General features: G+C 56.6%; 15 protein-coding genes and 1 pseudogene. 3 read left to right on the top strand and 13 right to left on the bottom strand.

What is annotated here, in order from left to right; translation table 11 throughout:
• The first annotated feature begins 54 nt into the window (after positions 1–54).
• On the top strand, positions 55–759 hold the full coding sequence (locus ACYZTU_RS06195) for a hypothetical protein (protein WP_461968756.1): 705 nt from the start codon (positions 55–57) through the stop codon (positions 757–759).
• Positions 760–832: 73 nt separating this feature from the next.
• Here ACYZTU_RS06195 and ACYZTU_RS06190 read toward each other — a convergent pair whose 3' ends face one another.
• Entirely contained in the window at positions 833–1,327 is a 495-nt protein-coding gene (locus tag ACYZTU_RS06190) for a RidA family protein (RefSeq protein WP_461968754.1), read from the bottom strand.
• A 182-nt stretch (positions 1,328–1,509) separates the two neighbouring features.
• Positions 1,510–1,784, bottom strand: a pseudogene (locus ACYZTU_RS06185) (DUF3077 domain-containing protein).
• Positions 1,785–1,800: 16 nt separating this feature from the next.
• Here ACYZTU_RS06185 and ACYZTU_RS06180 point away from each other — a divergent pair.
• A complete protein-coding gene (locus tag ACYZTU_RS06180) occupies positions 1,801–2,001 on the top strand; it encodes a hypothetical protein (RefSeq protein WP_461971213.1) in 201 nt (66 codons plus the stop codon).
• A 245-nt stretch (positions 2,002–2,246) separates the two neighbouring features.
• On the opposite strand, the gene ACYZTU_RS06175 is transcribed toward ACYZTU_RS06180, so the two are convergent.
• The 8 genes from ACYZTU_RS06175 to ACYZTU_RS06140 all read right to left on the bottom strand — a co-directional run bounded on the left by ACYZTU_RS06175 (position 2,247) and on the right by ACYZTU_RS06140 (position 10,731).
• Positions 2,247–2,915 (bottom strand): polysaccharide lyase family 7 protein, encoded by a 669-nt coding sequence (locus ACYZTU_RS06175; RefSeq protein ID WP_449643848.1) that lies wholly within the window; start codon positions 2,913–2,915, stop codon positions 2,247–2,249.
• Positions 2,916–3,596: 681 nt separating this feature from the next.
• Positions 3,597–4,484 (bottom strand): heme o synthase, encoded by an 888-nt coding sequence (gene cyoE / locus ACYZTU_RS06170; RefSeq protein ID WP_095132943.1) that lies wholly within the window; start codon positions 4,482–4,484, stop codon positions 3,597–3,599.
• 11 nt (positions 4,485–4,495) lie between these two features.
• Entirely contained in the window at positions 4,496–4,834 is a 339-nt protein-coding gene (gene cyoD, locus ACYZTU_RS06165) for a cytochrome o ubiquinol oxidase subunit IV (RefSeq protein ID WP_461968752.1), read from the bottom strand.
• Positions 4,835–5,461, bottom strand: a complete 627-nt coding sequence (locus ACYZTU_RS06160; RefSeq protein WP_461968750.1) for a cytochrome o ubiquinol oxidase subunit III — start codon at positions 5,459–5,461, stop codon at positions 4,835–4,837.
• A 3-nt stretch (positions 5,462–5,464) separates the two neighbouring features.
• Entirely contained in the window at positions 5,465–7,495 is a 2,031-nt protein-coding gene (gene cyoB, locus ACYZTU_RS06155) for a cytochrome o ubiquinol oxidase subunit I (protein ID WP_461968748.1), read from the bottom strand.
• A gap of 3 nt (positions 7,496–7,498) precedes the next feature.
• Positions 7,499–8,440 (bottom strand): ubiquinol oxidase subunit II, encoded by a 942-nt coding sequence (cyoA, locus tag ACYZTU_RS06150; RefSeq protein ID WP_449643844.1) that lies wholly within the window; start codon positions 8,438–8,440, stop codon positions 7,499–7,501.
• Positions 8,441–9,257: 817 nt separating this feature from the next.
• Positions 9,258–9,767 (bottom strand): disulfide bond formation protein B, encoded by a 510-nt coding sequence (locus ACYZTU_RS06145; protein ID WP_461968747.1) that lies wholly within the window; start codon positions 9,765–9,767, stop codon positions 9,258–9,260.
• Positions 9,768–9,954: 187 nt separating this feature from the next.
• Positions 9,955–10,731, bottom strand: coding sequence for an ABC transporter substrate-binding protein (locus ACYZTU_RS06140; protein WP_461968745.1), 777 nt, complete (start codon positions 10,729–10,731; stop codon positions 9,955–9,957).
• Here ACYZTU_RS06140 and ACYZTU_RS06135 point away from each other — a divergent pair.
• Positions 10,730–10,957, top strand: coding sequence for a hypothetical protein (locus tag ACYZTU_RS06135; RefSeq protein ID WP_461968744.1), 228 nt, complete (start codon positions 10,730–10,732; stop codon positions 10,955–10,957). The two genes, ACYZTU_RS06140 and ACYZTU_RS06135, sit on opposite strands and share 2 nt — an antisense overlap.
• Here ACYZTU_RS06135 and moaE read toward each other — a convergent pair.
• The 3 genes from moaE to moaC are packed head-to-tail and all read right to left on the bottom strand — an operon-like array spanning position 10,927 to position 12,095.
• Positions 10,927–11,379: a molybdopterin synthase catalytic subunit MoaE gene (moaE, locus tag ACYZTU_RS06130; protein ID WP_461968742.1), complete on the bottom strand. Its 453-nt coding sequence runs from the start codon at positions 11,377–11,379 to the stop codon at positions 10,927–10,929. The genes ACYZTU_RS06135 and moaE overlap by 31 nt on opposite strands.
• A 3-nt stretch (positions 11,380–11,382) precedes the next feature.
• Positions 11,383–11,625 carry a MoaD/ThiS family protein gene (locus ACYZTU_RS06125; protein WP_461968740.1) on the bottom strand — a complete coding sequence of 81 codons (243 nt, stop codon included), beginning with the start codon at positions 11,623–11,625 and terminating at the stop codon, positions 11,383–11,385.
• Complete coding sequence (moaC, locus tag ACYZTU_RS06120) at positions 11,622–12,095, bottom strand: cyclic pyranopterin monophosphate synthase MoaC (protein WP_033061025.1); 474 nt, start codon at positions 12,093–12,095, stop codon at positions 11,622–11,624. The genes ACYZTU_RS06125 and moaC overlap by 4 nt, the downstream gene beginning before the upstream one ends.
• Positions 12,096–12,173: the final 78 nt, after the last annotated feature.

The raw sequence follows: 12,173 nt of genomic DNA, 5'->3' as shown, positions 1-12,173 counted from the left end.
AAGGCCCTGTGCTTTCTCGCCTCAACCCAAGTTAAAAGAAGTAGTGAAATTTCAATGTCCGATTCCAATACCGCTGAATCCGTAGTCACCTTGTCGTCCAAAGCGGAATACGAAAACTCCATCAATCTTTCACAGCACGTGCCCCAGGCCAAGACCATCAGCGAGATGGTCCTGGACGCTTTCCAGTCCACCCGGGAAAGCGACCAGATCCGCGAGCTGCGCGCCGCGATTCGCCAGGCTCACGACAGCTTCGACGACGATAAAGCCTACGAATTGATGGGCGTACTCAAGCAACTCAAGGACGCTGAGACTGCCGACATTGCAGCCCTGGAAGACTTGAGCAGCAAATTCCCGATCAGCCGGATTCTCTCCAGCTTCAAGGACGATCCGGCGTTTCAGGAATTGGTCTACGGCCTCGCACTGAAGGTGCTGAACCAGACCCACCAGGCCATCAGCAACCCGAGCAGTGGCAAGAGCAAGGCGGCTCGCGCCAAGAAAGATGTCGAAGTGTTCACCATCAGCAAAGATGGCATCAGTGTCACGCTGCCGCTGCGCACCCCGCGTTCGCGACTAAACGTTGACCGTGAAGCACTGGAGTTCCTGGGCTTCACCTTCGTCGGCGAAGGCGAAGAAGCGGAGTTGGAAAGCGAGACCTTCCTGGACAATGCCGGGGCCGAACAAACGGTGAACCGCAAGAACATCATCACCGCGCTTCAGCAGCAAACCGCGTTCGATGGCTACAGCATCGCCGCGCAGTAACCTCGCTATCGACGACTGAAAAGCCCCGCACTGAGATTCAACGCGGGGCTTTCTATTGCCTGCAGGTTCATCGTTAGAGCGTTGATGGACGTATCGCCACGATCATGTCAACTTCAATGGCTGCGTTTTTCGGCAGTTGATAAACGCCGATCGTGGTTCGTGTATGTTTACCGGCATCGCCCAGTACATGACTGAAAACGTCCGACGCACCGTTGGCCACTTCGCTCAAATCGACAAAATCCTCGGTGGACTTTACGTAAACCGTGACGCGCAATAGCGACTTGATCTTGTCTAGCGAACCGATGAAATCAACAATCAATGCCAGACCGCGCAACGCACTGATGCTGGCAGCGCTCTGTGCATCCGCCAGCGTCAGATCCAAGCCTACCCTGCCCTGATACTGAACGTCACCATTCATCCGAGGCACCAGCCCGCTGATGTAAAGCTCATCGTGATGCCGCACCAACGGCGCGTAATGCCCGCCGACCGTATTCTCGCCGTAGATATCGTAGCCGAGCTCTTTTGCCAGCGCGATGAATCGTTCATCGCAGGTCATGTGTTCAGTCATCTCTCCTCCTCGATCAAATTGGATCCGTTTTTTTGACAGATTAGCCCAAAGATCTTGAATCGGGGGCTCGCCTATGAAAATCAGCTTGGATCAAATTGATGTCCCTTAAATTCGAAAACGATTGAACTGACGAGCGAACACCTGAATGCCCCGCTTTCGAAAGAAGTGCGGGGCTTTCTTGTTCAAGCGCGGTTGTTACCCGGTGCGTCGAGTACCTTCGCCCATCAATCACGGCCTTGCTCATTTCCTGCAAAAAATGCGAAGCCCTGGCGTGCCGGTCGTTGTCGCGCATCATGGCGGCGTCGGAGGCTAGTAGTTTGGCGACGTGGAGCAAGTCGGAGGCGTGGGAGAGGGCTCGAATCACCGGGGCGCCGGCGTTGATTCGTAATAGCGGTTGGTTGGCGTGATAGGAGAAAGGGGTGAGGCCGATGGTTTTTAGGTCTTGGGGGTTGGTCACCGTGCAGGCCATCGACATGCTGATGCGCCTGCTGGTCAAACCCGGCGACACGGTGCTGCTCGACGACCCGTGCTACTTCACCATGCACACCAATCTGGCCTTGCATGGTGTCAGAGTCGCTCCTGGCACTCTGCTCAGCAAAGCACCGAACGCTAGCCACTTCCTGCGCAGGCATTACTGGTCAGCGACTTCGGCCCGTTGCTTTTCCTCTTCCTGATCCCTAAGCAAGGACTTCGTGACTTGCTCGATCAGTGTTAATTCAAACACCGAGAGAAAGCCTGATTGCCGGGTAATGTTCATTTCTGGGTCGGAGTATGCAGCGATGAAAGGCTCAGAGAGCATCTGCCACCCGCGCGGTTGAGTTCACTGACAGCTAGCCACTTGGTCGCCGATCGATGAGGAAATCCACCAAAGTCTTTACCCTTCGGATCGGCGTGCCAACGGTAGTGACCTAAGAAGCGACTAAATCTTGTGATGGATCTCCAGCATCCTGAACGTCACTTTTCCGCCCTCGGTGGGATAGCCGGTGTTGTCCTGCACATACGCACCCGCTTTGAAATACAGGGGTTTGGTCTTCCAACTCGGGTCGATGGTGGTTCTCCAGTTGTATCCTGCTGCGCTGATGCCCAGCGCACCCTTCGGGCTGAGGTGGATCTGGTATGAAAAGTTGCTGTTGAGCGGCACACCCGTCGCAATGGTAATGACCTGGCCCTCTTCATCGTCGGGACGCATGCGCACCTTGGCGACAATGTTTCCCGTCGAAGCCGACGTTTTGTATTGGTATTCCAGCTTGACCATGGGGCTGTTGCTGTCCTTGTTGTGGATCTGGCCAATCACGATCTTGCCGGTACTGGGCACTTGATTGACGGCCAGGCTCGCCCGCAGGGTGTTATCCGCCGCTGAATACTGCCAGTTGCGCAGCCTTCCATCGCTATAGGTTTCCCGCAACTCGCTACGCGGGTAAACAGCGTTGGCCGTCCTGGAACCGGTCACGGGTGCCCAGAAGGAAAGGGTAGCAGCGTCAGAACTGAAATGCTGGTCCTTGAACCCTTGCGCCAGTCGAGGCGTTTCTATGGTGGCCGGTGGACTGCCTTCAGGGATGCTTAAATTCCAGGTGGTGAGGTCGATCATGTCTAGGATCCTATAGGCGGGAAATGTAGCGGCCACAGTTGCGCTCGAACCCGCGCTATTGAACTGTGTCAATTGGGCTTGCTGATTGGGAAATCCGTATGGCGGTAGATTGACGTCAAATGTTCGTCGATGGAGCAATTGCAGGCTTTGTGCCCACGAGATTACCGTTAGTCGGGTATTTTTGGAGTTGACGGAACTTTTGCGGGATTGCTTTTACTGATCTGGAAATCCGGATGTTGAGGCGTCGGATGGCTGGCCACAGTTTTTCGCGCCATTACCAACAGTGGCGGGAGTGAGCAGTCTTCGAGGAAATTAATGCGTATGGAGCGAGTGACGCTTCATGCCTGAAAGGGGATTTGGTCGACGGAATGCCTGGGCCGAAAGGCTACAAGGCGGTAAGTGTGATTCCCGGTGATTTGCCGCTCGAGCCTGACAGGCCTACAACGTTGAACGCCTCTGCGGCGCCGGCAGCAGAGGCAACCAAGCTGATACCTCCAGGCGCGCTGGAGCACCTGTTGAAACTGGCCTTCAGCTGGTCGCTCACCCTGTTGAAAATTCTCGGGGTGATCATTCTGCTAAACCCTGACTGTCAATCCTCTCTTCCCCACGAATCCGTGAAGAACCATAAAAAAACCCCGCGCTTCTCTCGAAGGCGGGGCTTTTCTTTGCAGCCTCTAAACCTTAAGGCGCGTACGTCAGCAACAGCTCACTCGGCACTTTAAAGTCCAACGACATCATCACGCTCAACGCGGTAATGGTGAAGATCGAGAACACGAACAGCTTGCGTGCCCAGACCGTGTCATCCACTGCCTTGTAGCCGGTCCAGGCCATGTACAACCAGTACATGCCCATGGCCGCGGCGACGGCGAGGTAGCTCATGCCGGCGTAGCCGCTGAAGGTCAGCATCAAGGTCGCCACGAGGAACGCCAGGATGTAGAGCAGGATGTGCTTCTTGGCCACTTGAATGCCGCGCTTCACTGGCAACACCGGAATTGATGCGGCCAGGTAATCGTTGAAGCGGAAGATCGCGATGGCGTAGGAATGCGGCATCTGCCACAGGCTGAACATCACCAGCAACGTCAGTGCGGCCATGTCGAAGCTGTTCGTCACAGCCACGTAGCCAATCACCGGCGGCATGGCGCCCGACAGACTGCCCACCAGCGTGCCGTGAACCGACTTGCGCTTGAGGTACAGGCTGTAGAAGCCGACGTAGATGACAAAGCCGATTACCGCGAACAAAGCGGCCAACGGGTTGGCTACTTTGTACAACAGTGCAACGCCGAAAACACCCAGGACGGTCGCAAAAGCCAGGGCCAGTTTCAGGGAGATCAAGCCCTGGACCAGCGCCCGGTTCTTGGTGCGTTCCATCTTCAGGTCGATGTCGCGGTCGATGCAGTTGTTGAACACGCAACCGGAAGCCACCACCAGCGACGTGCCGATCATGGCGGCCAGGAAAATGGCCAGATCGACATGCCCTTTCGAGGCCAGGAAAAATCCGCCTGCCACTGAAAGCACGTTACCGAAAATGATCCCCGGTTTGGTGATTTGGATAAAGTGCTTAAAGGACATCCGGGGTTTCCTCAGTGCGCCATCATGTTGGAGTGGATGCTGAACATGATCCACAGCGACAGGCCTACCAACAGAACGATTACCAGGGCTGCGAAGACAAACGCGATCACGTTGTTACGCTGAGCAGCCGAGCGGTCCAGGTGGAGGAAGTACACCAGGTGCACCAGCACCTGGATCACTGCGAAGGCCAGTACGATCCACAGGGTCATGGCTTTGGGCAGCGACGGGTACATCACCAGGCCGAAAGGAATGACGGTCAGGATCACCGACAGGATGAAGCCGATGGCGTAGGACTTGACGCTGCCGTGGCCGGCGTCGTGGCCATCGTGTGAGTGAGCTGCGTTAGCCATTTACATAGTCCCCATCAGATAAACAACGGTGAATACGCAGATCCACACTACGTCCAGGAAGTGCCAGAACAGGCTCAGGCAGCTCAGACGGGTCTTGTTGGTCGCCGTCAGGCCGTTTTTCTGCACCTGATACATCATGATCGCCATCCAGATCAGACCGCTGGTCACGTGCAGACCGTGGGTGCCGACCAGGGTGAAGAACCCGGACAGGAAGCCGCTGCGGCTAGGGCCGAAGCCTTCGGCGATCAGGATGTGAAACTCGTTGATCTCCATGGCGATGAAGCCGGCGCCCAACAGGAAGGTCATGCCCAGCCAGCCCAGCACCTGAGTCTTCTTGCCCTTGAACAACGCCAGCATGGCGAAGCCGTAGGTGATCGAGCTGAACAGCAGCAGAGCGGTTTCGCCCAGCACGTATGGCAGCTCGAAGATGTCGGCGCCCGATGGGCCGCCCGCTACGTTGTTAACCAGTACCGCGTACACCGCGAAGATCGACGCAAACAAAATGCAGTCGGTCATCAGGTAGAGCCAGAAACCGAATACGGTCATCTCGCCCGAGTCGTGGTGATGGTCGTCGTGCCCATGGTCCGTGCCATGGGCGTGTCCAGCAGTGGTCACTAAGTTCGACATGGTTTAAGCCTGTTCCAACGAGGTTTCAACACGGGTGGCGGTGGCTGGTACTTTCCCGGCCGCTACCAGACGTTTGTGCTGCTCGGCTTCGATGCGCTCGATGACATCCACCGGCACCATGTAGCCCTGATCGTCACGGGCAGCATGGATGGTGAAATACACCACGGTGCCGACCAGACCGACGATGGCCAACCACCAGATGTGCCAGATCATCGCGAAACCGAATACGGTCAGCAGAGCGCCCATGACCACACCGGTCGCGGTGTTGTTTGGCATGTGGATCGGCTCGTAACGGGCCGGAGCCTGGTACGCGGTACCGTCTTCCTTGGCTTCGGTGAACGGGTCGATGACTTCGGCTTTCGGCAGCACAGCGAAGTTGTAGAACGGTGGTGGCGACGAAGTCGACCATTCCAGCGTGTGGGCATTCCACGGGTCGCCGTGTTCGCACATGTTCTGCGGCAGCTTGCGATCACGCACACTGACGTAAAGTTGGATCAGCTGGCAGGCGATGCCGACAGCGATCATCACCGCACCGAACAACGCAACGTACAGGTAAGGCACCCACTCAGGGTTGGTGCTGGAGTTCAGACGACGGGTCATGCCCATGAAGCCCAGTACATAGAGCGGCATGAACGCGACGAAGAAGCCGGTGATCCAGAACCAGAACGCGGCCTTGCCCCAACCTTCGTGCAGCTTGAAACCGAACGCTTTCGGGAAGTAGAAGCTGAAACCGGCGATGTAACCGAATACCGCGCCGCCGATGATCACGTTGTGGAAGTGAGCGATCACGAACAGGCTGTTGTGCAGAACGAAGTCAGCACCCGGGATGGCCAGCAGTACGCCGGTCATGCCGCCGATGGCGAAGGTCACCATGAAGCCCAGGGTCCAGAGAACCTGGCTGGTGAAGCGCAGACGGCCTTGGTAAATGGTGAACAGCCAGTTGAATAGCTTCACCCCCGTCGGGATCGAAATCAGCATCGTCGCCAGACCGAAGAAGGCGTTGACGCTGGCACCCGAACCCATGGTGAAGAAGTGGTGCAGCCAGACCATGAAGCCCAGGATCGAGATCGCGCCACTGGCGTAGATCATCGAGTGGTGGCCGAACAGTTTCTTGCCGGAGAAGGTCGAGATGACTTCGGAGAAGATCCCGAACGCCGGCAGAATCAGGATGTACACCTCGGGGTGACCCCAGGCCCAGAACAGGTTGACGTACATCATCGGATTGCCACCAAGTTCATTGGTGAAAATGTGGAAATCCATGTAACGGTCAAGTGTCAGCAAAGCCAGGGTAGCGGTCAGGATCGGGAACGAAGCGACGATCAAAACGTTGGCCCAGGTGCAAGTCCAGGTGAAGATCGGCATGTCCATCAGCTTCATGCCCGGGGTACGCATTTTCAGCACGGTGGCCAGGAAGTTGACCCCCGTCAGCGTCGTACCCAACCCGGATAGCTGTAGCGCCCAGATGTAGTAATCCATCCCCACGCCCGGACTGTATTGCAGGCCCGACAGCGGCGGATAGGCAACCCAGCCGGTCTTGGCGAATTCGCCAACGCCCAGGGACAGGTTGATCAGCACCACGCCGGACACCAGCAGCCAGAAGCTCAGGGAGTTCAGGAATGGATAGGCCACGTCACGCGCGCCGATCTGCAACGGCACCGCAAGGTTCATCAGGCCGGTGAAGAATGGCATCGCCATGAAGATGATCATGATCACACCGTGAGCGGTGAAGATCTGGTCATAGTGTTCAGGCGGCAGGTAGCCAGGCGAACCCTCGGTGGCCATGGCCAACTGGGTACGCATCATGATGGCGTCGGCAAAACCACGCAGCAGCATGACCATGGCGACGATGATGTACATCACGCCGATTTTCTTGTGGTCAACCGAAGTCAGCCACTCGGTCCACAGGTAGGTCCACTTCTTGAAGTAGGTGATACCCGCGAACAGTGCCAGACCGCCGAGCGCGATCATGGCGATGGTTATCATCACGATCGGTTCGTGGAACGGGACCGCTTCCCAACTTAATTTACCAAACATCGTTTACTCCTCTGCCCCGGCGGCTGAATGCGAACTCATGTCCATCCCTTCCATATGGGCCACTTCTTTCTCTTTCTTCTCGTGGTGCGGCTTGCCCGGCTTCATCCCTTCGTACTTGTCGACGATGATCTGGAACAGGTTTGGCGTGACCGAGGAGTAGAGCTCGACTGGGTTGTTCTGGCTTGGCTTGGTAAGGGCTTCGTATTCAGCTTTTTCCAGCTGTTTAGGTGCCTTTTTGACTTCGCTTACCCAGGCGTCGAAATTCTCCTGAGAAGTTGAGATCGCTTTGAATTTCATGCCGGTGAAACCTGCGCCGCTGTAGTTGGCAGAGATGCCTTCCATTTCAGCGTCACGGTTGGCAATCAGGTGCAACTTGGTCTGCATGCCGGCCATCGCGTAGATCTGGCCGCCCAGGCCCGGAATGAAGAACGAGTTCATTACCGAGTCCGACGTCACCTTGAAGTTGACCGGGGTATTCGTCGGGAACACGATCTTGTTGACCGTGGCGATGCCCTGCTCCGGATAGATGAACACCCACTTCCAGTCCAGCGAGACCACTTCGATGGTGATCGGCTTGACGTCGGATTCCAGCGGCTTGTAAGGGTCCAGAGCGTGGGTCGACACGTAGGTGACGTAACCCAGAGCAATGATGATCAGCACTGGAACAGCCCACACCGCGATTTCGATCTTGGTGGAGTGCGACCACTTCGGCGTGTACACGGCGTTAGTGTTGGTCGCGCGGTATTTCCAGGCGAACAGGAAGGTCATGACGATGACCGGGACCACGACCAACAGCATCAGCAGCGTTGCGGTGATGATCAGGTTTCGCTGCTCAAGGCCAACCTGGCCCGTTGGATTGAGCAAGGTCATGTTGCAGCCTGACAGCAACAACGTGCCGATCAGCGGCAATAGGCCTAGTAGTCTGGGGTACCTGTTTTTACTCATCTCACGACCTCTAAAGCAGCTTGCGCAATGCAGTTGGGTTTTGATCGCCAACACTTCACCCTGCCAAGGGTTGGCATTTTTCTTGGATTGAATAAGTGGCTGCCCGTCGCGCGTCAGACGCTGTTCGACAAATCCTGGGCCAGCGTTGAGTTCTTATTCGAATACGTGGTCAAAGGCCTTGTTACAGACCAATTCCATTTGGTGCGGATAATTGGAAGGCACCGACACCTGGGAGTCGCATGAAGCCAATTGGCCTCTCGACGCCCTATTCCTGCTCAGGGATGAGCAGTGCCGGGAATTCAGTGCGGGCGATTGTAGATATGTAACGTTTTATAAACCATGTCTCATCCCGAAATAATTTTTATCCATTCCAGCAACAATCAATAACGGTATTTGCAAAAGCGCGCCATGGTATCGAAATTGATTCTCAACAAAAACACCAAAATTTGTAGGTCTACCTCAGGCAGTTCAGACAGTATCGAAGGCTCCGCCCCCTTCCTCGACCCCGCCCAAGCCCCTATGTGACAAGGGCTCTGGCTATTCGCCAAGGCCTGTTAAAACTGTCTGTTCCGGATTTTTCAGGTAGAAGTCGCCCGACGCTGAAAAAGGCCAATTTTGCTGCGTGACACGCTACCAATTCGGCGCGTTGAAACGCCTTGCGACACTCCTGCTGTGACAACATGTCGCACATTTGTCGCACCTAGACTTGTCGCGCATCAAGGTCATTTTACCTGCACCCCGAAATGCAAAACGCCCCGGCCTTCGCACTGAGGACCGGGGCGTTTTTTTGTGTGACGCTGCGACGCGGCGGATGGCCTCAGCGCAGCGCTTTGCGGTTACGCGAAATGAGCAGCGGCACCAGCACCACGACTAGCACAAAGGCGAGCAGCGCCCATTGAGCGAGGGACAAACCGAGGATCGGCGGGTACGGCGTGGAGCAGAAGCCGTCGACCTGGAAGCCCAGGGGGAAGATCTTCGCCAGTGGCAGGCCGTCGACAATCGGTTGCAGCACATCGATGCCGCAGCTGACTGCCGGATAAAACTGGGTATAGACGTGATGCCCGGCCACCCCGACGCCTGCCAAGGCGCAGATCACCACCAGGGTTTCAAATACCGTGATGCTGCGACGGGTGCGCGTGGCCGCGCCGATGAACGCGAAGAGCGCGATCAGCAGCAACGCATAGCGTTGCAGGATGCACAGCGGGCACGGCGCCTCGCCCAGAACAATTTGCATGTACAGCGCGCCGCCGATCAGCGCCAGGCAGATGATGCCCAGCAACACCAGATAGCGCCGTTCACGGCCCAACCGCATTGTTTCCTCGCTCATTGCGTTTCCCTTCTGAATATCGATTGCCCGAAGTCTACACGCTGGCCCTGACCTTTGAGAGTCCGGCGCGCACAGCTGGGTAGGGGAATAGACGACGAGCCGGTTAAGAAGGGATTAACTTTGAAGCATTTTTCAATAATCGGAACCACACGGGGGCTTTCGTGAGAAAACCCCAGCAAGCGATTGATCAGTCGCCGTAGATATCAGACTTGAAGTATTTCTCTGAAATCTTCTGGTATTCGCCACTGGTGCGAATGCCGTCGATGGCAGTGTTCAGTTCGCTGACCAACTCAGTGTTGCCCTTGCGCACCGCAATCCCGGCGCCCTCGCCCACGTATTTCGGATCCTTGAGCTCCGGCCCGACAAACGCATAGCCTTTGCCACGGGGCATCGTCAGGAAGTCATTCAATGGAATGGTGTCGGCAAAAATGGCATCGAGGCGACCGGCCGCCAGATCCATGTAGATCTCTTCGTTGTTGCCGTAACGCTTGACGTTGATACCTTTCGGTTCAAAAACCTCGGTGGCGTAACGGTCGGTGGTGGTTGCGCGCTGCACGCCGACAGTCTTGCCCTTGAGGTTGGCGTACTGGTCATCCACGACCGCGCCGTCCTTCATCACCAGACGTGATGAGGTGAAGTAGTACTTGTGGGAGAAATCCACCGACTTCTTCCGATCTTCGTTGATGGTCATGGACGACAGCGCCATGTCAATTTTCTTCACTTTAAGGGAAGGAATCAGACCGTCGAATTCGCCTTCGACCCATACACACTTGACCTTCATCTGCGCGCACAGGGCATTGCCGATGTCGTAGTCGAATCCAACAATCTCGCCTTTATCGGTTTTGGACGCGAACGGTGGATAAGCTGCTTCAATGCCGATGCGCAGGGTTTTATCGGCGGCGAACAGGGAGCTGCACGCCAACAGGCTCAGAGCCAGACCGGTGATGAGGGGGAGTTTCTTCATGTTCGTTCTCTCGCGGGTTGTTGTTGGTTTGGCAAGACAGAAGAAAAAACTAAAAACGGGGAAGACCTTCCTTGTACTGATAATTCCATACTGGACTTTTATGTACGGACCGTCAATTAGGGCAAATGAAGATGTGCCGGCCGGTGGTCGGGAGAAGATCGGGGTTGCGAAGGCGAATCCGCAGGCGCCAAAAACTTACTGCTTCCAGCGATCCGCCGCCGCATGATCACTGTCACGCCCTTCAACCCAACGTGCCCCATCACGGGTGTTTTCTTTTTTCCAGAACGGTGCGCGGGTTTTCAGGTAATCCATGACAAAGGCGCAGGCATCGAACGCGGCCTGGCGGTGGGCGCTGGCGGCGCCGACGAAGACGATCGGTTCACCCGGTTCCAGCGCGCCGATGCGATGCACCACTTCAAGTTTGAGCAGTGGCCAGCGCTGCTCAGCCTCTGCGGCGATCTTGCCGAGGGCCTTTTCGGTCATGCCCGGGTAGTGCTCCAGGAACATCCCGGCGACGTCGAGCCCGTCATTGAAGTCGCGAACATAGCCGACAAAACTCACCACCGCACCGACGCCCACATTGGCGGCGTGCATGGCATTGACTTCAGCACCCGGATCGAACGCCGTGGACTGCACGCGAATCGCCATGGCTCAGCCTCCGGTCACGGTCGGAAAAAATGCCACTTCATCGCCATCGCTCACCGGCTCAGCGAGCTGGCACAAGTCTTCATTGCGGGCGCACATCAGGTTCTGTTCGCTCAGCACATCGGCACCGTCACGCTGGGCCAGCAGTGCACGCACATCGTCGACAGTGGCGAAATCACCTTCAACCTTCACCGAGTCCACGCCGAGCGCTTCACGGTAACGGGCAAAAAACTTCACGGTGATGTTCATGGCTGATCCGCCTGGAAATGGCCGCTCTTGCCACCGAGTTTTTCCAGCAACCGCACGCTTTCGATGGTCATGCCGCGATCCACTGCCTTGCACATGTCATAGATAGTCAGCGCCGCGACGCTGGCGGCGGTCAGGGCTTCCATCTCCACGCCGGTCTGCCCGGACAACTTGCAGCGCGCGACGATGCGCACGGTGTCGTCGCCTTCGGCACTGAGCTCGACCTTGACGCCGGTGAGCAGCAGTGGATGGCACAAAGGGATCAGATCGCTGGTTTTCTTCGCGGCCTGAATACCGGCGATACGCGCCACGGCGAACACATCACCCTTGGGGTGACCGCCGCTGACGATCATCTGCAGGGTTTCGGGCAGCATGCGCACCAGCGCTTGGGCCGTTGCTTCACGGAACGTTACGGCTTTTTCAGTGACGTCGACCATATTGGCGCGACCTTGGGAATCGAGATGAGTCAGCACAGGGATACTCCTGATCAGGAGCCCCGATTGTAAACCTGTGGGTCAAATTTCGGCCATAAAAAACCGGGCGGCCTGCGC

It is taken from the genome of Pseudomonas sp. HLT2-19-2 (assembly GCF_054898005.1).
Note: the sequence above shows the minus strand (reverse complement) of the source record. Positions and strands in the feature narration are given on the sequence as shown.